Source organism: Glycomyces artemisiae (assembly GCF_003002955.1).
Taxonomy (GTDB): Bacteria; Actinomycetota; Actinomycetes; order Mycobacteriales; family Micromonosporaceae; genus Glycomyces; species Glycomyces artemisiae.
Map to the genome: position 1 here is coordinate 30,972 of NZ_PVTJ01000013.1, position 23,341 is coordinate 54,312.

At 72.5% G+C, this 23,341-nt stretch carries 22 protein-coding genes and 1 pseudogene; 12 read left to right on the plus strand and 11 right to left on the minus strand.

What is annotated here, in order from left to right; all coding sequences use genetic code 11:
* Positions 1-24: 24 nt before the first annotated feature.
* Positions 25-618 carry a TetR/AcrR family transcriptional regulator gene (locus B0I28_RS24540; protein ID WP_181245949.1) on the minus strand — a complete coding sequence of 198 codons (594 nt, stop codon included), beginning with the start codon at positions 616-618 and terminating at the stop codon, positions 25-27.
* A 59-nt stretch (positions 619-677) separates the two neighbouring features.
* On the opposite strand from B0I28_RS24540, the gene B0I28_RS24545 reads away from it, so the two are divergent.
* From B0I28_RS24545 to B0I28_RS24555, 3 genes are all read left to right on the plus strand, one after another.
* The gene (locus B0I28_RS24545; protein WP_106366500.1) at positions 678-1,610 is read left to right on the plus strand and encodes an NAD-dependent epimerase/dehydratase family protein; all 933 of its coding nucleotides are present in this window, start codon (positions 678-680) and stop codon (positions 1,608-1,610) included.
* Between the two features lie 161 nt (positions 1,611-1,771).
* Positions 1,772-3,802, plus strand: coding sequence for an NPCBM/NEW2 domain-containing protein (locus B0I28_RS24550; protein ID WP_106366501.1), 2,031 nt, complete (start codon positions 1,772-1,774; stop codon positions 3,800-3,802).
* A gap of 71 nt (positions 3,803-3,873) precedes the next feature.
* Complete coding sequence (locus B0I28_RS24555) at positions 3,874-4,200, plus strand: DUF2218 domain-containing protein (protein WP_106366502.1); 327 nt, start codon at positions 3,874-3,876, stop codon at positions 4,198-4,200.
* 87 nt (positions 4,201-4,287) lie between these two features.
* On the opposite strand, the pseudogene B0I28_RS28700 reads toward B0I28_RS24555, so the two are convergent.
* Positions 4,288-4,422, minus strand: a pseudogene (locus B0I28_RS28700) (DUF418 domain-containing protein); the annotation flags it as partial.
* 126 nt (positions 4,423-4,548) lie between these two features.
* On the minus strand, positions 4,549-4,845 hold the full coding sequence (locus tag B0I28_RS24560; RefSeq protein ID WP_106366503.1) for a DUF1330 domain-containing protein: 297 nt from the start codon (positions 4,843-4,845) through the stop codon (positions 4,549-4,551).
* 103 nt (positions 4,846-4,948) lie between these two features.
* Between B0I28_RS24560 and B0I28_RS24565 the strand changes: the two genes are divergently transcribed.
* On the plus strand, positions 4,949-5,296 hold the full coding sequence (locus tag B0I28_RS24565; protein ID WP_106366504.1) for a winged helix-turn-helix transcriptional regulator: 348 nt from the start codon (positions 4,949-4,951) through the stop codon (positions 5,294-5,296).
* Here the strand turns inward: B0I28_RS24565 and B0I28_RS24570 are convergent.
* Together B0I28_RS24570 and B0I28_RS24575 are read right to left on the minus strand one after the other, a co-directional pair.
* Positions 5,293-5,943: a UdgX family uracil-DNA binding protein gene (locus tag B0I28_RS24570; protein WP_106366505.1), complete on the minus strand. Its 651-nt coding sequence runs from the start codon at positions 5,941-5,943 to the stop codon at positions 5,293-5,295. The two genes, B0I28_RS24565 and B0I28_RS24570, sit on opposite strands and share 4 nt — an antisense overlap.
* Before the next feature lies 1 nt (position 5,944).
* A complete protein-coding gene (locus tag B0I28_RS24575; protein WP_106366506.1) occupies positions 5,945-7,477 on the minus strand; it encodes an FAD-dependent oxidoreductase in 1,533 nt (510 codons plus the stop codon).
* Between the two features lie 138 nt (positions 7,478-7,615).
* Here B0I28_RS24575 and B0I28_RS24580 point away from each other — a divergent pair, with 138 nt between their 5' ends.
* Together B0I28_RS24580 and B0I28_RS24585 are read left to right on the plus strand one after the other, a co-directional pair.
* Positions 7,616-9,250: an alpha-amylase family protein gene (locus B0I28_RS24580; RefSeq protein WP_106366507.1), complete on the plus strand. Its 1,635-nt coding sequence runs from the start codon at positions 7,616-7,618 to the stop codon at positions 9,248-9,250.
* Positions 9,251-9,260: 10 nt separating this feature from the next.
* The gene (locus B0I28_RS24585) at positions 9,261-10,217 is read left to right on the plus strand and encodes a TIGR03885 family FMN-dependent LLM class oxidoreductase (RefSeq protein ID WP_106366508.1); all 957 of its coding nucleotides are present in this window, start codon (positions 9,261-9,263) and stop codon (positions 10,215-10,217) included.
* Between the two features lie 102 nt (positions 10,218-10,319).
* Here B0I28_RS24585 and B0I28_RS24590 read toward each other — a convergent pair whose 3' ends face one another.
* From B0I28_RS24590 to B0I28_RS24600, 3 genes are read right to left on the minus strand one after another with little or no spacing between them, the layout of a single operon-like run.
* The gene (locus tag B0I28_RS24590) at positions 10,320-10,733 is read right to left on the minus strand and encodes a hypothetical protein (RefSeq protein ID WP_106366509.1); all 414 of its coding nucleotides are present in this window, start codon (positions 10,731-10,733) and stop codon (positions 10,320-10,322) included.
* Positions 10,734-10,768: 35 nt separating this feature from the next.
* A complete protein-coding gene (locus B0I28_RS24595) occupies positions 10,769-11,218 on the minus strand; it encodes a hypothetical protein (RefSeq protein WP_146148231.1) in 450 nt (149 codons plus the stop codon).
* 49 nt (positions 11,219-11,267) lie between these two features.
* On the minus strand, positions 11,268-14,036 hold the full coding sequence (locus B0I28_RS24600; RefSeq protein ID WP_106366511.1) for an AfsR/SARP family transcriptional regulator: 2,769 nt from the start codon (positions 14,034-14,036) through the stop codon (positions 11,268-11,270).
* Positions 14,037-14,200: 164 nt separating this feature from the next.
* Between B0I28_RS24600 and B0I28_RS24605 the strand changes: the two genes are divergently transcribed.
* Both B0I28_RS24605 and B0I28_RS24610 read left to right on the plus strand, forming a co-directional pair.
* The gene (locus B0I28_RS24605) at positions 14,201-14,710 is read left to right on the plus strand and encodes a SigE family RNA polymerase sigma factor (protein ID WP_106366512.1); all 510 of its coding nucleotides are present in this window, start codon (positions 14,201-14,203) and stop codon (positions 14,708-14,710) included.
* Positions 14,707-16,062, plus strand: coding sequence for a hypothetical protein (locus B0I28_RS24610; RefSeq protein WP_106366513.1), 1,356 nt, complete (start codon positions 14,707-14,709; stop codon positions 16,060-16,062). The genes B0I28_RS24605 and B0I28_RS24610 overlap by 4 nt, the downstream gene beginning before the upstream one ends.
* A 46-nt stretch (positions 16,063-16,108) precedes the next feature.
* Here B0I28_RS24610 and B0I28_RS24615 read toward each other — a convergent pair whose 3' ends face one another.
* Positions 16,109-16,456: an ArsR/SmtB family transcription factor gene (locus B0I28_RS24615; protein WP_106366514.1), complete on the minus strand. Its 348-nt coding sequence runs from the start codon at positions 16,454-16,456 to the stop codon at positions 16,109-16,111.
* A gap of 119 nt (positions 16,457-16,575) precedes the next feature.
* Here B0I28_RS24615 and B0I28_RS24620 point away from each other — a divergent pair, with 119 nt between their 5' ends.
* Entirely contained in the window at positions 16,576-17,775 is a 1,200-nt protein-coding gene (locus B0I28_RS24620; protein WP_219926975.1) for an MFS transporter, read from the plus strand.
* Between the two features lie 14 nt (positions 17,776-17,789).
* Here B0I28_RS24620 and B0I28_RS24625 read toward each other — a convergent pair whose 3' ends face one another.
* Complete coding sequence (locus B0I28_RS24625) at positions 17,790-18,386, minus strand: TetR family transcriptional regulator (RefSeq protein WP_181245950.1); 597 nt, start codon at positions 18,384-18,386, stop codon at positions 17,790-17,792.
* 124 nt (positions 18,387-18,510) lie between these two features.
* Here B0I28_RS24625 and B0I28_RS24630 point away from each other — a divergent pair, with 124 nt between their 5' ends.
* Positions 18,511-19,527, plus strand: coding sequence for a hypothetical protein (locus B0I28_RS24630; RefSeq protein WP_106366516.1), 1,017 nt, complete (start codon positions 18,511-18,513; stop codon positions 19,525-19,527).
* Positions 19,528-19,655: 128 nt separating this feature from the next.
* Positions 19,656-21,989 carry an endo-1,4-beta-xylanase gene (locus B0I28_RS24635; protein WP_106366517.1) on the plus strand — a complete coding sequence of 778 codons (2,334 nt, stop codon included), beginning with the start codon at positions 19,656-19,658 and terminating at the stop codon, positions 21,987-21,989.
* A 37-nt stretch (positions 21,990-22,026) separates the two neighbouring features.
* On the opposite strand, the gene B0I28_RS24640 is transcribed toward B0I28_RS24635, so the two are convergent.
* Positions 22,027-22,458 (minus strand): DUF2000 domain-containing protein, encoded by a 432-nt coding sequence (locus B0I28_RS24640; RefSeq protein ID WP_106366518.1) that lies wholly within the window; start codon positions 22,456-22,458, stop codon positions 22,027-22,029.
* Positions 22,459-22,508: 50 nt separating this feature from the next.
* On the opposite strand from B0I28_RS24640, the gene B0I28_RS24645 reads away from it, so the two are divergent.
* Positions 22,509-23,318, plus strand: a complete 810-nt coding sequence (locus B0I28_RS24645; RefSeq protein ID WP_245889101.1) for an AraC family transcriptional regulator — start codon at positions 22,509-22,511, stop codon at positions 23,316-23,318.
* Positions 23,319-23,341 lie beyond the last annotated feature (23 nt).

A 23,341-nucleotide genomic window follows, 5' to 3' on the forward strand; every position in this document is an offset into this window, starting at 1 on the left:
GGCTGGGGAACGTCGCCTGGGGGATCAGGCTGACAGTCCCTTGAGCATCGTCTCAAGGGCACGGTCCCAGAGGCGGTCGGCCTCGGTTCGGTCGCCTAGTGCGCCTCGCAGTTCCAGGCTGCACATGCCGTGGACGAGGCCGTTGAGGCCCACCGCGACCTCGTACGGGTCCGCCGGGGCGAACGCGCCCTCGTCGATGCACCGGTCCACCGCCGCGACCAGTGCGTCGAAGGTCGGCCGGATCTCCGCCGAGGCCGCTTCGTCGGGTCGGAACTCCGGGACCGGCCTGCCGAACATCAGCTCGTACAGGTGGGGGTTGGTGAGCGCGTTCTCGCGGTAGGCGCGGCCCAGGGCGCGCAGGTCGACGACCGGGTCCTCCGTGGCGGGGATCTTCGCGAACGCGTCCGCCAAGCGGGCGAACCCGGCCAGGAACATTTCGCGGACCAGTCCGCCCTTGTCGCCGAAGAGGCTGTAGACCGCGGTGGTCGAGACCCCGGCCAGCTGGGCGACGCGCCTGGTGCTCAGCGCCGCAGGGCCTTCAGTGCTCAGGACGCGTCCTGCGGCGTCGATCAGTGCTCGGCGCAGTTCGTCGTAGTCGCGGTTCCGGGGTCTTGCCATGCGGACCATCATAGCGTAACGTTGTTACATAACAGCGTTATCAAACTGAGGAGTCCGTCATGTCAGAACTGCACGTCGTGCTCGGAGCGACCGGAGGCGTCGGCCGGGCCGTGACCGCCGAGCTGACCGCCCGCGGGCATCGCGTCCGCACCGTCAGCCGCAACGGGGGCGGCGGGGCCGAAGAGCTCCGCGCCGACATCACCACTGCCGAAGGGGCCGTCGCCGCCTGCGAGGGGGCTTCCGTCGTCTACCAGTGCGCCCAACCGCCCTACGGCCGGTGGGCCGCGGAGTTCACGGGCCTCACCGAGACCGTCCTGGCCGGTGTCGAGGCCGCCGGAGCGAAGCTGGTCATGGCCGACAACCTCTACGTCTACGGACCGGTCGACCGGCCCATGACCGAGGACATGCCGCACGCCGCCGACTTCCCCAAGGGCAGGGCCCGCGCCGCGGTGGACCGGATGATCCTCGAATCCCACGAGGCCGGGCGGATCCGCGCGACCTTCGGCCGCGCCTCCGACTACTACGGACCCGGCGGTCTCAACACCGTCTTCGGGCCGACCGTCTTCACCGCCGCGCTGCGCGGCGGGACCGCCCGCTGGCTCGGCGACCTGGACCAGCCGCACACCGTCGCCTACCTGCCCGACGTCGCCGCCGCCCTGGTCACCCTCGGCGAACGCGACGAGGCCGACGGGCGCGCCTGGCACCTGCCCGCCGCCATGCCGGTCACCGGCCGCGAATTCCTCGACCTGGTCAGGGAGACGGCCGGAACCGGGGGCAGGTCAGCCGGTCTCGGGCGCGGGATGCAGCGCCTCATCGGCCTGTTCAGCCCGATCGTCCGCGAGATGGGGGAGACCTGGTACCAGCGCGACCGCCCGTTCGTCGCGGACGACTCCGCGTTCCGGGACACGTTCGGCCCGGTCCGGGTCACCTCCCATGAGGACGGTGTCGCCGCGACCCTCGACTGGTTCCGGAACGCCGATCCCGGTCGCTGATCCAGGCGGCGGTCGGCGAACCTCAGAGTCTGCTCGGAGTTTGCTCAGGGTCGGCTCAAGCGAACGCTTTCACACTTTCCAACACGTCTCACCGTGTTCTAACGTCGATAAATGTGCATGTCTGTCGATGGCATGCGGTCGACGTCTGCAAGGAGGCAGCGATGAGACCCCTACCCCTTCCCCTCGAACCCCGCCGCGCCAGGACCGCCGCGCTGGCCGCCGTCGCGGTAGCGGTGGTCCTGCTGGGCGCGGCGCCCGCGGTCGCGAAGCCCGGTCACGGTGGCGGCGGCCAGGAGGAGACCGCCGCCGACACGCCGCCGATGGGGTTCAACAACTGGAACGCCACCGGCTGCGGCGAGGACTTCAACGAGGAGATGATCATGGGCATGGCCGATCTCTTCGTCGAGAAGGGACTGAAAGAGGCCGGCTACGAGTACATCAACCTCGACGACTGCTGGGCCGAGTACGACCGCGACGCCGACGGCAAGCTCGTGGTCGACGCCGAGCGCTTCCCCTCCGGGTTCGAGGCCCTGGCCGACTACATCCACGACAGGGGCCTGAAGTTCGGCGTCTACACCAGTGCCGGGACGCGCACGTGCTCGGGGGAGATGCCCGGGTCGCTCGGCCACGAGGCGGGCGACGCGCAGCAGTTCGCCGACTGGGGCGTGGACTACCTCAAGTACGACAACTGCAACAACCAGGGCGTGCCGGCCGAGGAGCGCTACGGCGCGATGGGCGAGGCGCTGGAGGCGACCGGCCGCGACATCGTCTACAGCATCTGCGAATGGGGCGACAACGAGCCGTGGACCGGCTGGGCCGCCGAGGTCGGCGGCGACCTGTGGCGCACCACGTTCGACATCAGCGACACCTACGCCAGCATGCTGTCGATCTTCAAGGAGAACGTGGAGCTCGCCGAGTACGCCGGGCCCGGGGGCTGGAACGACCCGGACATGCTCCAGATCGGCAACGGCGGCATGACCGACACCGAGTACCGCAGCCATTTCAGCCTCTGGGCCATGATGGCCGCGCCGCTGCTGATCGGCACCGACCTGCGCGACGCCACGGACGCGACGTACGAGATCCTCGGCAATGACGAGGTCATCGCCGTCGACCAGGACCGCCTCGGGCAGCAGGCTGCGGTCGTGTCCTCCGAGGACGGCCGGTGGGTGCTGAAGAAGCAGCTCGCCGACGGCAGCTATGCGGTCGCCCTGTTCAACGAGACCGGTGCGGCCCAGCGGATCGCGACGTCGGCCGACGAGGTCGGGCTGCCTCACCGCGGCTCCTACGCGCTGCGCGACCTGTGGGAGCACGAGACGGCGACGACGACCGGGACGATCGCCGCCACGGTGCCCGCGCACGGCACCGTCGTCTACCGCGTCTCGACCCGCCCCTCCCCGGCCGCGCCCGCGGCCGTCGAGGTCGGCGGCACCGACCTCGGCGTCGTCGAGGCCGGTGAGGACGCCGTGCTCGACGCGACCGCGACCAACCTCGGCTCCGGCACCGTCCAGCACGTCTCCGTCGAGGTCGACGGCCCCGAGGACTGGGACGTCGAAGCGACGACCGGCACGAGCGCCCGGACCCTCCGCAGCGGCAAGACCCTCACGACCGCTTGGGAGACGACCGTCCCCGACGGCGCCGAGCCGGGGACGTACGAGTTCGCCGTGACCGTCGCCTACCGCTCGAACGGCAAGGCGGTCGAACGGGAGCTGACGCTCACCGCCCGCGTCGCCGAACCGCCGCCGGCGGGTACTTCCTATGTGAGCGACCTGGAATGGCTCTCCTCGGTCAACCAGATCGGCCCGGTCGAACGCGACACCGCCGTGGGCTTCACCGCCGAGGGCGACGGCGGGCCGATCACCATTCGCGGCACCGTCTACGACAAGGGCCTGGGCGCCGGGGCGCCCAGCTCGGTCGAGGTCTACCTCGGCGGCCGCTGCACCGCGTTCAATGCAGTCGTCGGCTTCGACGACTCCAGCCGCGGCGAAGGCGCCGTGGTCTTCTCGGTGCTCGTGGACGGCGAGGAGGCCGCCGCCAGCGGTGAACTCACGAATGCCGATGCGGCCCAGGCGCTGACGGCCGACCTGGCCGGCGCGAGCACTGTCGAGCTGGTCGCCGAGGCCGTCGGCGGCGGAGGCGGCTTCCGCATCCTGGCCGCGGACTGGGCCGACGCGGCGATCACCTGCGCGGCCTGACACCGCAGCGGCCGGTCGCCACCGGCGACCGGCCGCACCCGAACCGCAACGCGGACAAGGAGCAGCGCACCATGGCCAAGATACCTGCACCTGCGGCTCTCCGCGGCGAGAACGGCGCGGTCCTCTCATCGAGGGCGGTGATCGCCACCCGTCTCGCGGGCCGGTACGCCGACCTGCTCGCCCAGCGACTCGGCGACAAGGCCGACGTCGAACCTCTCCCCGGCGGGTACCGCCTCAGCTTCAGCGGCGGCGAGGGACTCGTCGGCTGCGGTCCGGACACGTTGTCGCTCATCGCCATCGCCGACGACGTCCCCTCGCTCGTCGGCCTCCGCGACCTCCTGCGGATCACGATCGAACGCCTCGGGCACCGGGACCGACTGCGGGTGCACTGGAACTAGCGCCCCCGTCGTGAGGTCCGCAGCGAGCGGCTGTCGGGGTCGCCGAACCAGCCTCCGGCCGGGGCCGGTTCGGCGCCCTCGGATTCGCTACTTGATGCACTCGGCCGGTTTGGTGGTGAGGTTGAGCAGGTATTCGAGCGGGCCGCGCTTGAAGAAGCGGGACCAGATCGCGGCGAAGACGATCGCTCCGAGGATGAGCCAGGACCCCGAGCCCGATCCGGAAGGCGAGCCGTCCTCGGCCGTGCTCCGCAGCGCACCCTTGCCCGCCAGCAGGGGACCGTCGGGTAGAAGCGCTCAAGTCGATGGGCTGAGCTGCTTCCGCCTCTGCCCGCGTTCTGTCGGCCTCGGTCAGGTGAGGCTTTCGGTGATGCGGAAGTCGCGTTTGAAGCCGTCGGGGAGTTCGGCCAGGGCTGTCCGGTAGGCCGGGCTCTCGTATGCGGCGACCGCCTGTTCGAAGGTGTCGAATTCGATGAGGACGACGCGTTCGGGGATGCCGGCCTCATGGGCGACGACTCGGCTGCCGATGCCGGCGAGGACGCGGCCGCCTGCGGCTTTGACGGCTATGCCTGCGAGTTCGTTGTAGGCCGTCAGCTTCTCGGGGTCTTCGATGGCGGGGTAGACGCTGACCCAGTAGCCCTTGGGCATGGAACGCTCCTGTCTCGGGATGAGTGCTTCGGATTTCGAAGCGGTGGTGCGATGTGCGATACTAGTGCTTCGGAATCAGAAGCACAAGAGTCGGCGGAGGGTCATGAACGCGTCGTCCACGCCCAGGCCGGGGCGGCCGGTCCGCGGGTCCACCACGGGGCGGTCGTTGATGGCGGCGCTGGACCTGTTCGGGCGCAGGTGGACGCTGCGGATCATCTGGGAGCTGGGGGAGGAGCCGCTCGGCTTCCGGCTGCTCCAGCGGCGCTGCGACGACATGTCGTCCAGTGTGCTGCGGCAGCGGCTTGTGGAGCTGCAAGAGGTTCGGATCGTCGAGGTGCTGGACGACGGCGGTTATGCCCTGACCTCGCTCGGGCACGATGCCCGCGAAGCGCTCGGGCCGGTCATCGAGTGGTCGCGGCGGTGGGCTGCGGAGCTCGCCGACGAGGGCTAGCGCGATCGAGCGATGGCGTCGGCGGCCTTGCGGAGGTCGGCGGTGAAGCGGGCCAGGGCTTCCTCGCGTTCGTCGCCGCTGAGGCGGATCACCGCGGAGGGGTGGACGGTGGCGAGGAAGCGGTAGGGCTTCGGGGCGCCTTCGATGTCGAGGTCGAGGAGGCGGCCGCGTTGGGTGGTGACGCGGAATTCGGGGCCCTGGAGGGATTGGGCGGCGGTGGCGCCGAGGGCGACCACGAGGTCGGGGCGGACGGCGTCGAGTTCGGCGAGGAGCCAGGGCCGGCAGGCGAGGGTCTCGCCGCGGGAGGGCTTCTTGTGGAGGCGGCGGTTGCCGTGTTCGGCGCGGGTGAACTTGAAGTGCTTGACGGCGTTGGTGACGTAGACCTGGGAGCGGTCGATGCCGGCGGCTTCCAGGGCCCGGTCCAGGAGGCGTCCCGCGGGGCCGACGAAGGGCTCGCCTTCGCGGTCCTCGGTGTCGCCGGGCTGTTCGCCGACCATGAGGAGGCGGGCGTCGTCGGGGCCGTCGCCGAAGACGGTCTGGGTGGCGTCGCGGTACAGGTCGCAGCCTTCGCAGGAGCGGGCGGCCCGGCGGAGCCGGTCGATGCCGGCGTCCTCGGGCGGGGCGGCGCCGGGCCATCGCGGTGCCATGTCAGACCGACTCGTCGCGGAGGGGCGCGGTCGCCGGGCCCTGGAGGACGGCGCCGTCGGTGTCGAAGCGGGAGCCGTGGCACGGGCACTCCCAGGTGCGTTCGGCGTCGTTGAAGCCGACGACGCAGCCCATGTGGGTGCAGGCGGCCGACCGCGTGTGGAGGTCGCCGGCGTCGTCGCGGTAGACGGCGCGCAGGCGGCCGTCGACGCGGATGACCGCGCCCTGGCCGGGGTCGAGCTCGTCGGCGGAGGCGACGGGGGCGTGGCCGAGGCGGTCGCCGACGAGGTGCGCCATCACGGTCTTCTGGTTGGCGGCGATCGGCCCGGCCTCCTTCACGATGTGGAGGCGCGAGGGGTCGAACAGGCCCGCCCACGCGGGCGGCGCGCCGGTGGCGAGCCCGGTGATCAGGCGCGCGGCGGCCATGCCGTTGCTCATGCCCCAGCCGCCGAACCCGCAGGCGACGTAGAGCCCGTCGCCGCCGGGCATCCGTCCGATGTAGGGGACGCGGTCGGGCGTGCCGTTGTCCTGCGCGGCCCAGCGGTAGGCGATGTCCTTGGCGCCGAAGCGGTCCGCGGTCCAGGCCGCGAGTGCGCGGTACCGTTCGCCCACGCCCGGCTCGCCCGGCGTGAACGCCTCCCCGGTGACGATGAGGAGCCGCCGCCCGTCCGGCAGCGGGGCGGTGCGCACCGACCGCGTGTCGTCGGCCGTGGTGAGGTACATGCCGCCGGGGTCGGCGTCCGCTGGGACGGGCGCGGCCAGGACGAGTTCGCGCCGCGGCTTGAGCCGGGAGAGGAGCCGCGCCCGGTTGACGACCGGGTAGTGCGTGGCGATGACGGCCTCGCGGCACCGGACCGCCGCACCTCCTCCGACGGTGAGCCGGTGGCCGCCGTCCTCAGTGGCGACGTCGACGACGCGGGAGCCCTCGAAGACGCGGCCGCCGCGGGCGAGGAGGTCCTCGGCGACGGCCAGCAGGAACTTGCGGGGATGGAACTGGGCCTGCCCCTCGACCCGGACCGCGCCCGCGACGGGGAACGGCAGCCCCGTCTCGGTGGTGAACGCGGCGTCCAGCCCGGCGTCGCGGGCGGCCTCGGCCTCCCGCTTCAGGGACTCGGTCTCCGAGTCGCGCTCGTCGTAGACGAACGAGGCCGCGGTCTCCAGGTCGCAGTCGACGCCCAGGTCCTCGGCGGTGAGGCGGACGTGCTCGATCGCCTCGGTCTGCGCCGCCGCGTAGTCGCGGGCCGCGTCGGCGCCGAACGCGTCGCTCAGCTGCGCGTAGACCAGCCCGTGCTGAGCGGAGAGCTTCGCCGTGGTGTGGCCGGTGACGCCCGCGGCGACCCGGTCGGCCTCCACCAGCACGACCGACCGTCCCGCGAGCGCGAGTTCGCGCGCGGTGCACAGCCCGGCGATCCCGCCGCCGACGACCGCGATGTCGGCCTCGGCGTCCTTTTGGAGCATGGGACGCGCCGGGCCGGGCGCGGAGGCCATCCAGTACGACGCCATGGCGCCGCCGAGGGCGCCCTCGTGCTCGTCCATGAGAACCGGGTACCCCTGCCGGACCCGTCGTACTCACGCACGCGCCCGCGTGCGGCCCGGTCGGCGGCGGGTTTCGGGGCGCGCCCCGGCGGGCACAAGACGGTGACCGAAGAGGACCGCGAACGCGAAGGAGGCGCCGTGCAGCCGCTCTGGTACCGGAACGCCGTCGTCTACGCCGTGGACCCGGCCCTGTTCCGCGACGCGAACGGGGACGGGTGGGGCGACATCCAGGGCCTCACACGGCGGCTCGACCACCTGCGCGGCCTGGGCGCCACCTGTGTGTGGATCCTGCCGTTCTACCCTTCGCCGTTCAAGGACGGCGGCTACGACATCACCGACCACCTCTCGGTCGACCCGCGGCTCGGCACCGTCCCCGACGTCGTCGAGCTCCTGGAGGAAGCCGAAGAGGCAGGTATCAGGGTCCTGTTCGACCTGGTCGTGCAGCACACCTCCGACCAGCACCCGTGGTTCCAGGAGGCCAGGTCCGACCCCGACTCGCCGTACCGCGACTACTACGTCTGGGCCGACGAGCCGCCCGACGACGGCCTCGAATCCGTCTTCCCCACCGTGGAGGACGGCGTCTGGACCTGGGACGAGGAGGCCGGTCAGTACTACCGGCACATGTTCTACGCCCACGAGCCCGACCTCAACACCGCCAACCCCGAGGTGCGCAAGGAGATCCGCCGCATCATGGCGTTCTGGCTGCGCCTCGGCGTCTCGGGCTTCCGCGTCGACGCCGTGCCCTACATGGTCAGCCAGGCAGGAGCCCCCGCCGGGTTCGAGGACGCCGCGGACTTCCTGCGCGAACTGCGCGAGTTCGTGTCCCTGCGCCACCCCGAGGCCGTGCTCGTCGGCGAGGTCGACGTCCCCTTGGAGGAGTACGAGGACTACTTCCTCGACGGCGAGGGCCTCACCATGCTGCTCAACTTCTGGCTCAACAACCACGTCTGGCTCGCCCTCGCCCGCGGCGAGGCCGCGCCCGTCCACAAGGCGCTCGGCGAGCTCCCGCCGACCCCGCGCCGCAGCCAGTTCGCGAACTGGCTGCGCAACCACGACGAACTCGACCTCGAACGGCTCACCGAGGCCGAACGCGAGGAGACCATGCGGGCCTTCGCACCCGAGGAGGACATGCGCGCCTACGGCCGCGGCATCCGCCGCCGCGTCGCCCCGATGCTCGGCGGCGACCCCGCCCGCCTCGCCGCCGCCCACGCCCTGCTCCTGTCGCTTCCGGGCACGCCGGTCCTCCAGTACGGCGACGAGATCGGCATGGGCGACGACCTGTCCCGGCGCGAGCGCCTGAGCGTGCGCATCCCCATGCAGTGGACCTCCGACGAGAACGGCGGCTTCTCCTCCGCGCCGAAGGACCGGCTCGTCGCGGAGCCCGTGCGGGAAGGCCCCTTCGGCTACGAGGAGGTCAACGTCTACGACCAGCACCGCAGCCCCGGCGGAGGCCTCCTCGCGCGCGTCGGCGACCTCGTGCGGACCCGCTTGGGCCTCACCGAGATCGGCTACGGCCGCCACCGCGTCCTCGACACCGGGTGCCCCTCCGTGGTCGCCCTCCGGCACGACGACGGCGAGGACGGATCGGTCGTCACGCTCGTCAACCTCGCCGACGCCGACGTCGAGGTCCGCATTCCCGACGAGGACCTGGACGACCTCGTCGACGTCCTCACCGACCGCGAGTACCCCCGCGACGGGGACGACCCGCCGGTCTTCAAGGTCGGCCCCTACGGCTACCGCTGGATGCGCCCGCGGGCGCACGTCTTCAAGTGAGGAGCCCCCGGTGGAGATCGGATACCACGCCTCGCACGAGCAGTTCCCGCCCTCGCGCCTGGTCGCCGCGGCGGCCGCGGCCGAGGCCGCCGGGTTCGCGGCCGTGCTCTCCTCGGACCACTTCGCGCCCTGGAGCACCGGACAGGACGAATCCGGGTTCGCCTGGACCTGGCTCGGCGCCGCCATGGCCGCCACGAGCGTCCCCTTCGGCGTCGTGACCGCCCCCGGGTACCGCTACCACCCCGCGGTCACGGCGCAGGCCATCGCCACCGTCGAGGAGCTCTACCCCGGGAGGTTCACGCCCGCGCTCGGCAGCGGCCAGGCCCTGAACGAGCACATCACCGGCGCCGTGTGGCCGCGCAAGAGCGAACGCAATGCGCGCCTAGCCGAATGCGCGGACATCATCCGCCGCCTCCTCGACGGCGAGACCGTCGACCACGACGGCCGCGTCACCGTGCGCGCCGCCCGCCTCCACACGCGCCCGGCGGCCCCGCCGCCGCTGTTCGCCGCCGCCCTCTCGCCCGGGACCGCGCGCGAGGTCGCCGCCTGGGCCGACGGGCTCATCACCGTCAACGCCCCCGACGCGCACCTGCGCGAGATCATCGGCGCCTTCCACGAGGGCGGAGGCGAAGGCAAGCCGCGCCACCTGCAAGTCCACGTCTCCTGGGACCCCGACGAGGACCGGGCCCGCGGCCAGGCGCTCGACCAGTGGCGGTTCGTGGCGCTCCCCGCCGAGCTCAACCAGGAGCTGGAGCTGCCCGAGCAGTTCGACGCCGCCTGCGCCCACGTCCCGGCCGCCGCCCTCGAACCGGGCGTCCTCGTCTCCGCCGACCTCGACCGGCACGCCGCCGCGCTGGCCTCGTACGCGGAACTGGGCTTCTCCCGCATCTACGTCCACCAGGTCGGCACCGACCAGGAGCGCTTCATCGACGCGTTCGGCGAGCGCGTCCTGCCGCAGCTCGCCTGACCCGTTCGACGGCTTGCGGCGCAAGCGGAAGGCCCTCCAGGCCGTGGTGCTCCCGGCGGTGTCCGCCGTGCGGCCTGGAGGGCCTCGTCCGTGACTCGTCTGTCAGACGACGGTGAGCTGCGTGGGGCCGGACCACCACTGGCCGTCGTCGTACCATTCGGCGTACCAGAGGATCTCGTGTCCCTCGGTCCAGTCCTTGTTGCAGTAGGTCCAGGCCTTGGAGGGGCCGAGGTTGTCGTAGCAGTAGCCCGCGCGCGAGCCGTTGCCGTCCCACCAGGTGATCTGGATCGGGTAGCCGTCGTCCTTCTTGTCCAGGACCCAGATGTCGTCGCCGACCGGCTGGACGCAGGCGCTCAGGTTGGTGTTGGAGTAGCAGTCCCTTGTGGCGGAGTACCAGTCGATGTCCTTCGCCGTGTTGAACTCGTACTCCACGGCGGCGGCCGGAACGGCGGTGCCGAGTCCGGCGAGCAGGGAGACGGCGAGCGCGGCGAGGAGCGCCGCAATGCGTTTGCGCATCAGAGAAAGTCCTCTCGGATCGGGGGCGGTGCCCGTCAGATGACGGTCTTGAAGGTCTCGGCCTCGAACTTCCAGCCTTCCGGCGAGTCGTACATGAAGGACCAGTAGAGGGTGCGGCCGTCGGCCCAGTCCTTGTTGCACTTCACCCAGCCTTTCGCGGTGCCGAGGGCGTCGACGCACATGCCTTCGCGGCCGGAGACCGGTTCGGACCACCACACGGCCACGCCGTAGCCGTTGGAGTTCTGGTCCGCGACCCAGATGTCGTCGCCGTCGGGCTGGATGCAGGCGTCGCCGTCGATGTACCAGTACCCGCGGTCGTCCCAGGCGCAGTCCGTCGCCGGGCTGTCGCTCCAGTCCGCGTCGACCGCGTAGTTCGTCTCGAACGCGGCCGCCGAGACGTCCGCGGCGGCGGGGGACGCGACCGCTGCGGCGGCCGTGAAGGCCATCACGAGCGAACCCAGCACTGCTGCAATGCGTTTGATCATCCGCACAGTCTCGGGCCTGCCGTTTGACCCGGGTTTGACCGGCGATTAATCAGCTGCCGGCGAGGCGGGCCCGCACGGCCGCGGCGCCGGGGTGGCCGAGTTCGTCGAAGATCTCGGCGGCGCGCTGCCAGGCGGCGCGGGCCTCGCCCGTCTGGCCTGCGGCGGCGTGGGTCTCGCCCAGGCTGGTCAGCGCCGCGGCCGTGAAGTTCCGCTCCCCGGCCTCGCTGCCGAGTTCGACTGCGCGACTGAGGTGTTCGACCGACCGGGCGTACTCGCCGAGCTGGGCTTCGATGGTGCCGAGGCTGTCGAGGACGTTCGCCTCGCCGATCGTGTCGCCGATGCCGACCGCGAGGTCCAGTGCGGCGAGACAGTGGTCGCGGGCGGCCGCGGGATCGCCGAGGCGGGCGTGGCAGAACCCGATGTTGTTCAGCGCGCGGATGCGCCCGGCGGTGTTTCCCGCGCGCGCATACAGATCCAGGCCGCGGACCGCGTGCTCCAATGTGGCGGCGAATTCCCCGGCGGCGCCGTCGAGGACGCACAGCACCAGACAGGTGTCGGCCTGCCCGTTCCAGTCCCCGGCGGTCCCGAAGTGCGCCAGGGCTTGTTCCAGGTGCTTGCGGGCTTCGGCCTTGTCGCCGTGGTTGGACTGGACCATGCCCAGGCCCAGGTGCGCCGAGGCCAGGCCGGGGACGCTGTTCGCGAACTCGGCGGCGCGCAATGCGGTGCGGTGCACGGCCTCCCGTTCGGCGGCCGAGTTCTGGCGGCGCAGGTAGGTCTCCAGGCTGCGCGCCAGCTGCCATGCGTGCGTGTGGAACTCCTGCTTGAACGCCTCCTCGACGGCGCCGAGCAGGACCGCGCGCTCGGATTCGAACCACGCCGCGGCCCGCTCGCGCCGCTCGGGCGCGGCGAGGGCGGCCCCGGAGGCGTGGTCGCCGTCGTCGGCGAGCGGGAACGGCGTGATCGCCGCCGCCGCAGTGTCGGCCGAGCGCAGCAGCCGGTCGAGCAGGCGCTCGACGGCGTCGCGGCGGGCGGCCTCCCCGTCTTCGGCGGCGGCCAGTTCGGCGGCGTACGCGGCCAGCAGGTCGTGGAGGCGGAACCGGCCGGACCTGAACTCGCCCGCCAGTCCCAGGCGCACGAGTTCGCCGAGGGCCAGGCGGGCCGCGGCGGGCGGCTCGCCGGTCAGGGCCGCTGTCGCTTCGGCGGTGAAGTCCGGTCCCCAGTGGAGTCCAAGGAGGCGGAACGTGCGCGCCGCGGCCGGGCTCAGCGCGCGGTACGAGCAGGCGAACGCCGATCGCAGGTCCATACTGGAGTCGTCGGCGAACGCGAAGCCGTCGAGCGGCGCGGTCCCGGCCTCCAGCTCGTCCGCGAGCCCGTCCAGGGGCGCGCCGGGAATGCCTGCGGCCCTTGCCGCCACGACGGCGAGCGCCAGCGGCAGCCGGGCGCACCGGTCGATGATGCGGGCCACCGCTTCGGGTTCGGCGTCGGCGCGGCGCGCGCCGATGCGCTCGGCCAGGAGGTCGCGGGCGTCGCCGCGGCCGAGGACGTCGAGGGCGACGGGGCGGAGGCCGTGCCGTGCGACGAGGCCGGCCAGGCTGGTGCGCGCGGTGATGAGGACGCGGCAGGCGTCGGTGCCCGGCAGGAGCGGGCGGACCTGGTCCTCGTCGCGGGCGTTGTCGAGCACGACGAGCATCCGCCGCTCGGCGAGCAGGCTCCGGTACAGCGCGGACCGGGCTTCGGCGCTCGCGGGGACCTGCGCGGGCGGGACGCCGAGGGCGTCGAGGAAGACGCCGAGCACGACCCCCGGGTCGAGCGCGCGTCCGGCGGGGTCGAAGCCGCGCAGGTCCGCCCAGAGGTTCCCGTCGGGGAAGTCGCCCGCGGCGCGGTGGGCCCAGTGGACGGCCAGGGTGGTCTTGCCCGAGCCGGGGATGCCGGTGACGACCGCGACCGGGCCCGCGTCGTGGTCGAGGCGCGCCAGCTCCTCGGCGCGGCCGGTGAAGCCCGCGATGTCGGCGGGGAGCTGGTGCGGCACCGGGCGGTCGAGGCGCGCGGCCTCCTCCCGCGAGCGGCCGAGGAGCCTGCGGTGCTCCCGCTGGAGTCCGGGGCCGGGTTCGACGCCGAGCTCGTCGACCAGAAACTGCCGCGTCTTCCGGTACAGCGCAAGGGCTTCGGCGGTGCGGCCGGAGGCGCCGAGCGCCGCCATGAGGAGCTGCGCGGGACGTTCGCGCACCGGGTGGTCGGCGACGAGCGCGGCCAGCTCGGGGACCACGTCGCGCGCCGCGCCCGCGGCGATGTCGTGCGCGAGCCGGTCTTCGAGCGCCGCCAGCCGCTCCTCTTCGAGCCCGGTCCGGAGGCCCTCGCGCCATTCGTCCCCGGCGATGTCGGCGAGGGCCGGGCCCCGCCACAGCCGCAGCGCCTCGTCGAGGAGCGGGCCGGTTCCGGGGGCCTCGCCGCGGCGGGCCCTGCTGACGAGGTCGCGGAAGCGGTACAGGTCCACTTGCGCCGGATCGCAGTCGAGCCGCCAGCCCCGGCCGACCGTCGCGAGGGCGACCGCGGGGTCCCCGGCGAGGAGGCGCCGCAGGCGGGTCACGTAGACGCGGACGGTGTTGAGCGCGGAGGCGGGCGGCCCGGCGGGCCAGAGCGCGGCGATGAGGCGCTCGGCGGTGACCGCGCGGCCGAGGTCGAGGAGGAGCAGGGCCAGGACGCACCGCAGCTGCGCCGTGGTGGGGCCCAGCGCGTTCCCGTCCCGCAGGATCTCGACCGGGCCGAGGACCCGGAACCGCGTGCGGACGGGACCGGCCGCCGGGGTTCGTCCGTCCATATGCGCACCGTCCAGAACATGAAGAAGTTCCCGGTACGGTAGCAAGCTCCGCCTCCGGCCCTATCGGACTCGGCCCCGCACGCCCGCCGCCCGATCGGCGCGGTTGCCGGCAATGCAACCTCGGACAGGGTCCGATCCGTAGAGGAAGCGACGAAAGGCTACCCATGACCCCCGAATCCGAGGCCCTGTTCTGCGAGTACGTGGTGGACAGCCGCGAGGCGCTCCTGCGGACGGCCTACCTGACCTGCGGCGACTGGCATCGTGCCGAGGACGCCGTGCAGACCTCGCTCATCAAGCTGTACGGCGCGTGGAACCGGATCCGCCGCGAGACGGTCGACGCCTACGCGCGCCGGATCCTCACCAACGCGCTGATCGACCAGACCCGCCGCGGCTGGTTCCGCCGCGAGCACGCGTTCGCCGACCCGCCCGAGCCGCCGGGGGACGTCGCGGAGGACGACGACCGGGCCGAGGCCGCGGCGATCCTCGCCCGGCTGCCGCTGCGGCAGCGAGCCACGCTCGTGCTGCGGTTCTGGGAGGACCGCTCGGTCGAGGAGACCGCGCGGATCATGCGGTGCAGCAGCGGCACCGTCAAGAGCAACACCGCGCGGGGCCTCAAGACGCTCCGCGAGCACTACGGGGCGTCGAGCCTCGCGGACCAGGGGAGCAAGCGATGAACGAACAGGACGTGCAGCAGCTGCTGGCGAAGGCCGCCTCCGGGCCGGTCGTCGCCGACGAGGTGGACCCGCGGGCGATCCTCCTGGCGGGCCGGCGCGACGCGGCCCGGCGCAAGCGGATCGCGGCGGTGGCCGCGGGGGGTGCGGCGGTGGTGCTGGGACTGGCCGCGGCCGTGGGCATCCCGATGGCGCTCGGCGGCGAGGACCCGATCGCGGCGGGCGGCGCGGCCCCCTCGGACCTCCCGGCGCTCGCCGCCGACGACGGCTTCCTGGAGCGGCTCGCGCGGTCCGACGGGAGCGACTGCCCGATCCCCGACGGCCAGTCGGAGGAGCAGCGGCAGGCCGCGGCCGCCTACAACCAGGCGCTGTACGCCGGGCTCGCGGAGCTGGGCGCGGCGCCGCTGGGCGGCTGCCTGACCACCCGGCCGGACTACGACGGGTTCTACTACAGCGACGACCAGGGCCTCTACATGCTGGAGGAGTCGGTGGCGTTCGGCGGCACCGCCTCAGACTGGGCCCGGATCGGCGCGGCCGTCTGGGACACCGGCGGCGTCGACTACGAGGCCCAGATGGAAGACGAGGAGTGCACCTACAACGAGGGCCTCACCTGCTCCTGGGAGGACACCCCGGCCGGCCGGGTGCTCCTGATCGAAGGCGTCCGCTCCGACTTCGCGAACCCGGACACCGAGTCCGGCGGCTCGATCGACTACCCGAGCGTCGGCGTCTTCCTCTTCCGCGACGACGACATGGTCGTCTCCCTGACGCTCTCGCTCCGCTTCGCGTCCGACCGCGACGTCCCCACCGCCGACCAGATCGCCGCCCTCGCCGCGACGATCCCGGTGGGCCAGGAGGCGCCCGAGCTCGAACAGCCCACTGTGGACAACCTCGCCGCCGATCTGGCGGACGCCGTCGAGGCGGCCGTCCCCGGCGCGACGGCCGACACCGACGGCGCCGTGCTCGTCCGCCTGCACCCCGACATCGCGACCTACGGCGGACCGGTCTACGGCGCCAAGGCGACCCACATCCTGTTCATCACGGCCGAACTCCCCACGGGCGAGACCGTCCGGCTCTCCTTCCAGGCCGAGCACCTCGGCGACCCGGGCGACGACCCCGAAGCCGCCGCCGAGGCCGCCGCGCAATGCGGGGACGCCGAGTGCGAGACCGGCCCGGACGGGACCGGCGCCGTCTCGGTCCACCGGACCATAGAGGACGGACGATCCGTCCTGACCTCCTTGGCGTACAGCCCCCTCGACGGCTGGCTGATCGGCGTCGGCGTCGAGTCCGCCGACGGCGCCGAGGCGCCGGCTGTGGACTTCGCGACGCTCGACGCGATCCTCGGCGACCTCCGCTGACGCGACCGCCGCGGCCGACACTCCACGAGTGTCGGCCGCGGCGGTTTCAGTCCGCGGGCCGCCAGGCCCTGACGAGGTCGAGGAGGCCGGGGAAGCGGGCGTCGAGATCGGCTTCGCGGACGGTGTTGCGCCGCTCCAGGCCGACCTGGCGCTGGCGGACGACGCCGGATTCGCGGAGGACCTTCCAGTGGTGGGTCCGGGTGGACTTGGGGCGGTCGATCTTGAACCAGCCGCAGGCGCGCTCCTCGCCCCCGGCGTCGCGGAGGTAGGCCTGGACGATGCTCAGGCGCAGCGGGTCGCTGAGGGCGCTGAGCACGTGTTCCAGGCGCAGCTCGTCGCGCGCGGGCTCGGGGAGCAGCCCGGTGGCCGGGTCGGCGACGGCGGGTTCGGGCATGTCGGCTCCAGGTGTCGTGTCTCACGGTCCGCTAGTACGAGTTGCATCGTACTACGGTTTTATGTTCGACTCTATTCGAACTAGTTCGAGTTTACTCGTACAATCGAAGGAGTCCCGCCGTGGTCTCGCAGCTCACCGCCCCGCCCGCCGCCGTCCGCGGCCCCAGCGCGTCCTGGACCTGGCTCGCCGCCTGGCCCATCGCCTCGATCTTCATGCTCGCGAACGCCGCCGCGCCGCTCTACGTCGTCTGGCAGGCCGAGTTCGGCTTCTCCAAAGGCACGCTCACCGCGGTCTTCTGCTGGTACATGGTCGGCATGGCCGCCTCGCTCCTGGTCTCCGGCACCGCCTCGGACCGCCTGGGACGCAAGGCGGTCCTGCTCCCCGCCCTCGGACTCGGCGTCGTCGCCGCGGTCCTGTTCGCCACCGCCCAAGGCGTGCTCGCGCTGTCGGTCGGCCGGGTGCTCGCCGGGGCCGCGACCGGCGCGATGGTCTCGGCCGGGACCGCGGCCGTCACCGACCTCGCCGGGGACGGGCGCCGCCGCCTCGCCGCGCTCCTCGGCTCCGTCGGCGTCGCCGTCGGCACCGGCCTCGGCCCGCTGTGGGGCGGCCTGCTCTCCGAGACGCTCCCCGGGCCCACCTCGACGGTCTTCTGGATCCAGATCGCCCTGCTGCTCACCGCGATCGCGGTCGTGGCGCGGATGCCGCTCGGCCGCCCCGAGCGGGCCGCCGCCGGCGGCTGGGTCCGCGTCCCGCGCGTCCCCGCCGACTCCCGGCGCCGCCTCCTCGCGGCCGTCGCCGTCGCCGGACCCGCGCTCGCGACCACCTCGTTCATGCTCTCGCTCGCGCCCTCGCTGCTCACCGAGCAGCTCGGCACCGACAACCGGATCGTCGCCGGAGCCGTTGCGGCCCTAGCGTTCAGCGCTTCGATCCTCGCGCAGGTCCTGCTCAAGCACCTGACGGTGCCGGGCCTGATGCTCACCGCCGGGGCCGCCACGATCGCCTGCGCGGCCGCGCTCATCGCCGCCGTCGCGACCGCCGCGCCCGCGGTCCTGCTCCTCGCCGCGGTCTTCGCCGGGGCCGCCCAGGGCCTCGCGTTCCTCGGCGGCCTCTCGATGCTCAACCGCGCCGTCCCGCAGACCGCGCTCGCCGAAGCCAACGCCGCCTTCAACATCAGCATCTACGCCCTCGCCGGGGGCCTCTCGCTGGCGCTCGGGTACCTCTCCGACGCCGTCGGGCTCGGCGCCGCCATCGACGACTTCGCGATCGCCCTCGCCGTCCTCACCCTCATCGGCCTCGCCCTCGTCCGCCGCGCCCGCTGAACCGGGACGGCACGTCAGGGTTCGAGGCCGCGGATCAGGGCTTCGAGGCCCGTATCGAATTCGCGGTCGGGGGTGAGGCTCGACAGGGCGGCGGCGATCGACCGGAGGCGCTCGGTGCCGGGGGAGGGGTCGGCGGGGGGTGCGGCGGGGGCCGACTGCTCTTCGAGGACGCAGCCGATGACATAGCGGCTCACGGCGATCGAGGCGAGGACCGCGTCCACCGGGGCGATGCCGTGGCGTTCGAACAGGTCGATGCGGGCGAGGGTGGTCGCGGGGTCGGGCGTGCGGGGGCCGGTGGCCGCGATGAGGCGGGCGCCGTCGCGGACGGCGAGGAGCGCGGCGCGCAGGCTCCGTGCGTTGCGGCCCAGGAATTCCTGCCAGGTGTCGCCCTCGCGGGGGAGGCGCTCGGTGTGGCGGCGGTCGAGGACCTCCTCGGCGGCCGCGTCGAGGAGCGCGGCCTTGCTGGGGAAGTGGTGGTAGAGCGCGGGCTGGCGCACGCCGAGGTGCTTCGCGATGGCATGGAGCGACAGCGCGTCGAGGCCCCGCTCGTCGAGGACGGCGAGCGTCGCGTCGATGATCGCCGAGCGTTCCAGTTGTCGTGGGTGCGGCACCCTGTCCGACCTCGCCTTCGGGGTCCGTGGGCGGGCCCTCGCCCGCGCATGCTTATCGATGATAACCTCGTTCTCGTTCATGTTTATCAGTGATAAGCTTCAGATGGGGCGGACAGGAGGAGTCATGTCGGACGAGAGCAAGGGTGCGGCCCGGTACTGCCGCAAGGCCGCCTGGACGCTCGTCGCGATCACCCCGCTCATCGCCGAGCTCGCGCTCGGGTCCACCCCGGTCCGCATGGCGTGGCTGGTGCTGCTGTGGATCCCGATCTACGGCGCGGGCGTCCTGCTCATCCGCGAGCTGGCGGTCCGGCGCGGCCGCGGCTGGCCCACCATCCTGCTCCTCGCCGTCTGCTACGAACTCCTCGAAGACGGCATCGGCTTGCAGGCCTTGACGAGTCCGCACCTGTACGACGCCGCAGACTGGGGCGCGCGCATCCTCGGGTTCAACGTGCCCTACTGGTTCGCCAACACGGGCTACCACGCGGTCTTCACCGTTGCGATCCCGATCGCGTTGACCCGGTTGCTGTTCCCCTCACACCGGGACCGCCCCTACATGGGCCGCTTCGGGTTGACCTCGACCGCGATCGTCATGGCCCTCGGCGTGCTCGTCCTCCGCGTCTCCGTGCCGCCCTCGGAGGACCCCGGCTACCAGGCGCCCCTGCCGTTCGTGATCGGCTGCCTCGCAGTGGTCCTCGTCGTCGGCGTCCTCGCACTCACCGCGGTGCCCGCGCCGGACCGGCCCGTCACCGACGCCCCCGTCCCGAGCCTCCTGGGCCTCGCCCTCGCCGCCGGACTCGCGACCCTGGCGTTCTTCGCCCTGACGTTCCCGGCGTTCGGGGCCCAGCAACCGGCGTTCACGGAGGGCCTGTGGGTCCTCCTGCCGCTCGCGGTCGCGACGGCCGGGATCGCCTGGGGCTACCGGACCCTGCTGCGCTGGACCGACTCGCGGCGGTGGACCGACCGGCACACGCTCGCCCTCATCGGCGGCGCGCTCGTCGCGCACAGCGCCGGAGGCATGGTCATCATGGCGCACAACGCGGTCGACCGCCTCGGCCTCGCCGCGATCATCGCCGTCACGCTCCTCGCGGTCTTCCTCATCGACCGCCGCCTGCGCGCCCGGGAGGCCCTCACCGTCGCATGAGCAGGCCCGGAGATTGACAGAGGTCGAAGTCGCACATACGATGGCGGCACCCTCACCTGAAAGTTTCATGAAATCCCCGGAACTTTCGGAGACCTCGTATCCCTCCTCCGCGATGGAGCCTGCAACCCATGACTCATCAAGCACGCGAACGGCGCCGACGGCTGCCCGCGCTCGCGGCGGGAGCCCTGCTCCTGCCCGTCGCCGCCCTCGCGTTCGCCCCTCCCGCCGCCGCCCAGGACGACGTCGTCTACGCCTCCGACTTCGAGGACGGCACGGTCGGCGACTGGGCCCCGCGCGGTCCCGTCACCCTCGCCGTCGAGGACGGCGCGCTGCTCACCACCGGGCGCAGCGCCGACTGGCACGGCCCCTCGGTCGACCTGACCGGCGTCATCGCCCCCGGCGGCGTGTACGAGATCGCCGTGTCCGTGCGCTTCGCCGACGGCAGCGCGGGCGACGCCCTCACCGCCACCGTGCAGCGCGAGACCGCCGACGGCACCTCGTACGACAGCGTCGTCTACCAGGCCCCCGCGGGCGGCGACTGGACCGTGCTCAGCGGCGAGTACAGCATCGCCTCCCCCGCAACGGCGCTCACGTTCTACGTCGAGTCGCCTACAGTGGACGCCTCCTACTGGATCGACGACTTCACCGTCACCGAGCTGGAGCCGCCCGGCATCGAGCCCGACATCCCGAACCTCAAGGACGTCCTCGCCGACGACTTCCGCATCGGCGCCGCCGTCGACCCCCGCGACATCACCGGCGACTCCGGCCAGCTGCTCAGCAAGCACTTCAGCCAGATCACCGCCGAGAACCACATGAAGCCCGACGCGATCCAGCCGACCGAGGGCGAGTTCAGCTTCAGCGCCGCCGACGAGCTCGTCGACTACGCCGAGGCGAACGGCATGGAGATCTACGGGCACACGTTCCTGTGGCACACCAGCCAGGTCCCCGAATGGTGGTTCGAGTACCCCGAAGGCCACCCGAACGCCGGTGAGCCCCTTGGGAACTCCGACGAGGACCGGCAGATCATGATCGACCGCCTCGAAGCACACATCGGCGCGCTCGCCGCGCACTACGGCGACCGCGTCCAGGCCTGGGACGTCGTGAACGAGGTCATCAGCGACAACAACGCCGAGGTCTACCGCCACAGCCGCTGGTACGAGATCTTCGACGGCCCCGAGTACGTCTACGAGGCGTTCCGCATCGCCCGCGAGCAGTTCGACGCCGTCGGCGCCACCGACGTCAAGCTCTTCATCAACGACTACGGCACCGAGAACCCCGGCAAGCGCGACAACCTCTACAACCTCGTCGCCGACATGCTCGACGCCGGCGTCCCGGTCGACGGCGTGGGCCACCAGACCCACATCAACCTGAACACCTCCATCACCCAGATCGAGGACAGCCTCCTCAAGTTCGCCGACCTCGGTGTGCTGCAAGCCGTCACCGAACTCGACGTGGCGATCGGCGCGCCCGGCCCGGACGAGGAGTTCCCGCAGCTGGAGGCCCGCCTCATCGAGCAGGGCCACTACTTCCGCGACCTGTTCGCCATGTACCGCGAGCACGCCGAACTCCTGGAGTCGGTCACCGTCTGGGGCCTCCACGACGGCCGCTCCTGGCTCCGCTCCGAGACCCGGCCGCTGGAGAGCCCGCTGCTGTTCACCGATGCGCTGCAATCGAAGTGGGCCTACTGGGGGATCGTCGACCCGAGCGTCCTGCCCGAGATCCCCGACGAGGAGGAGCCCGAGTACGCCCGCGTGCAGGTGCCCCTCGCGGACGCCGCGCCCGCTATCGACGGCGAACGCGACGCAGTGTGGGACGAAGCCTCCACGGTCGCAACCGAAGTCGTCATCGAAGGCGCCGCCGACGGCGCCACGGCCGACGTCTCGCTCCTGTGGGACGAAGCGGGGCTCTACGCCCTCTTCGAGGTCGCCGACCCGTCCCTGGACGAGGCCAGCGCCAACCCCTGGGAGCAGGACTCGGTGGAGGTCTTCCTCAATCCCGGCAACACGAAGGAGGGCGGCTACGGCCCCGCCGACGGCCAGTACCGCGTCAGCTTCACCAACGCGGTCTCGGTGGGCGGCAACGGACCCGACGCCGGTGAGCTCACCAGTGCCGCAGCCGTGACCGACACGGGGTACGTCGTGGAGGTCGCGGTCGCCATGGCGCCCGAGCAGGCCGCGGTCGGCACCGAGCACGGCCTGGAACTCCAGGTCAACGACGGCACCGACGGGGCCCGCACCGCGGTTCACACCTGGTACGACCCGACCGGCCTGTCGTGGAACACCAACGCCAACTGGGGGATCGCCGAGTTCGTGGAGGACGTGGAGGCCCCCGGCGAAGGCGGCGGGAAGCTCCCGACCACCGGCGCCGCGCTCACCGCGGCGCTCGCCGGAGCCGCGGTCCTCGGCGTCCTCGGCTTCGTGATGGTCCGGCGCCGCCGGGCCGCTGCGGACTGGGGCGAGTGACCGATGGTCCCGGGCGGGTCCGCCCGCCCGGGACCGCTCACGGGTGCATCCGCGCGCCCTTGACGACCCGGTCGACCGCGTTCTTCGGCCCGTACACGCCGATCCCGGCGAGGTCGAGCTTCGCCGCCGGGACGGCGCGGACGGCGGCGCGGTTGTCGCCGTCGTGGCCGGTCGCGAACAGCTCGGTGGTGAACAGCGACAAGCGCATCCCGCGCGCGAGCGCCTTCGCGTGCGCGCCGGTGAGCTGCGCCGCGGTCCCCTCCAGGACCATCACGGGCTGGCGGAACATCGGCAGGTACTCGTTCGCGTCGGCGTCCTCGTACGCCTCGCCGACCACCTCCGGCTCGGCGGTGCCCAGGCCGCTGACGAGGAACGCCGTGACGTTCAGCCGCTGCCAGACGGCGAGGTCGTCGCGGAGGAGCACCGCGATCTTGGTGTCGAAGCGGACGGGCGCGGTCTCAGGTTCCATGCGGGCAACGCTACGGAGCGCCGGGCCGCGGCGTCTTGTACGTTCTTAGCGTGGCGGTTCCCGAGGTCAGGGCGTGGCGCCCGGCCGTGGCCGGGGTCGCGGAGGCGTTCCACGCGCACTTCACCGACCACGCCTACCCGATGCACGTCCACGACACATGGACGCTTCTCATCATCGACGAGGGCGCGGTCCGCTACGACCTCGACCGGCACGAGCACGGCGCCCTCCGCGGCTTCGTGACGCTGCTGCCGCCGCAGGTCCCGCACGACGGCCAGTCGGCGACGCCGCACGGGTTCCGCAAGCGGGTCCTGTACCTCGACGACACCCTCTTGGACGCGGCCCTCATCGGCCGTGCCGTTGACGGCCCCGAGATCGCCGATCCGCCGCTGCGCCAAGCCGTTCACCGCCTCCACGAGTCGCTGCGCGGGCCCGGCGACGAACTGGAGGCCGAGAGCCGCGTGGCGCTCGTCGCCGACCGGCTGCGCCGTCACCTCCTCGGCCGGGAGCCGGTCGCGGCCCCGGTACGGGACCGGCGGCTCGCGCACCGCCTGCGCGACCTCCTCGAACGCCGCCTCGCCGCCGGGATGAGCCTGCGGGAGGCGGCGGGGGAGCTGCACGCCCACCCCGTACATCTGGTGCGGGCCTTCAGCACCGAGTTCGGGATCGCCCCGCACCAGTACCTCGTGACTCGCCGCGTCGACCGCGCCCGGCGCCTCCTCCTCGACGGCCTCCCGGCGCCCGCGGTCGCGGCGGCCACCGGCTTCTACGACCAGTCGCACCTGACGCGGCATTTCAAGCGGGTCGTGGGGACGACTCCGGCGCGCTTCGCGGGCTCGAATGGCAGAACAGCTGACTCTTAATCAGCGGGTTCGGGATTCGAGTC

What these genes read in the sequence shown, in the direction of transcription:
- B0I28_RS24540 (WP_181245949.1), bottom strand. Translation starts at nt 618, where the DNA reads ATGGCAAGACCCCGGAACCGCGACTACGACGAACTGCGCCGAGCACTG.
- B0I28_RS24545 (WP_106366500.1), top strand. Translation starts at nt 678, where the DNA reads ATGTCAGAACTGCACGTCGTGCTCGGAGCGACCGGAGGCGTCGGCCGG.
- B0I28_RS24550 (WP_106366501.1), top strand. Translation starts at nt 1,772, where the DNA reads ATGAGACCCCTACCCCTTCCCCTCGAACCCCGCCGCGCCAGGACCGCC.
- B0I28_RS24555 (WP_106366502.1), top strand. Translation starts at nt 3,874, where the DNA reads ATGGCCAAGATACCTGCACCTGCGGCTCTCCGCGGCGAGAACGGCGCG.
- B0I28_RS24560 (WP_106366503.1), bottom strand. Translation starts at nt 4,845, where the DNA reads ATGCCCAAGGGCTACTGGGTCAGCGTCTACCCCGCCATCGAAGACCCC.
- B0I28_RS24565 (WP_106366504.1), top strand. Translation starts at nt 4,949, where the DNA reads ATGAACGCGTCGTCCACGCCCAGGCCGGGGCGGCCGGTCCGCGGGTCC.
- B0I28_RS24570 (WP_106366505.1), bottom strand. Translation starts at nt 5,943, where the DNA reads ATGGCACCGCGATGGCCCGGCGCCGCCCCGCCCGAGGACGCCGGCATC.
- B0I28_RS24575 (WP_106366506.1), bottom strand. Translation starts at nt 7,477, where the DNA reads ATGGACGAGCACGAGGGCGCCCTCGGCGGCGCCATGGCGTCGTACTGG.
- B0I28_RS24590 (WP_106366509.1), bottom strand. Translation starts at nt 10,733, where the DNA reads ATGCGCAAACGCATTGCGGCGCTCCTCGCCGCGCTCGCCGTCTCCCTG.
- B0I28_RS24595 (WP_146148231.1), bottom strand. Translation starts at nt 11,218, where the DNA reads ATGATCAAACGCATTGCAGCAGTGCTGGGTTCGCTCGTGATGGCCTTC.
- B0I28_RS24600 (WP_106366511.1), bottom strand. Translation starts at nt 14,036, where the DNA reads ATGGACGGACGAACCCCGGCGGCCGGTCCCGTCCGCACGCGGTTCCGG.
- B0I28_RS24605 (WP_106366512.1), top strand. Translation starts at nt 14,201, where the DNA reads ATGACCCCCGAATCCGAGGCCCTGTTCTGCGAGTACGTGGTGGACAGC.
- B0I28_RS24610 (WP_106366513.1), top strand. Translation starts at nt 14,707, where the DNA reads ATGAACGAACAGGACGTGCAGCAGCTGCTGGCGAAGGCCGCCTCCGGG.
- B0I28_RS24615 (WP_106366514.1), bottom strand. Translation starts at nt 16,456, where the DNA reads ATGCCCGAACCCGCCGTCGCCGACCCGGCCACCGGGCTGCTCCCCGAG.
- B0I28_RS24630 (WP_106366516.1), top strand. Translation starts at nt 18,511, where the DNA reads ATGTCGGACGAGAGCAAGGGTGCGGCCCGGTACTGCCGCAAGGCCGCC.
- B0I28_RS24635 (WP_106366517.1), top strand. Translation starts at nt 19,656, where the DNA reads ATGACTCATCAAGCACGCGAACGGCGCCGACGGCTGCCCGCGCTCGCG.
- B0I28_RS24640 (WP_106366518.1), bottom strand. Translation starts at nt 22,458, where the DNA reads ATGGAACCTGAGACCGCGCCCGTCCGCTTCGACACCAAGATCGCGGTG.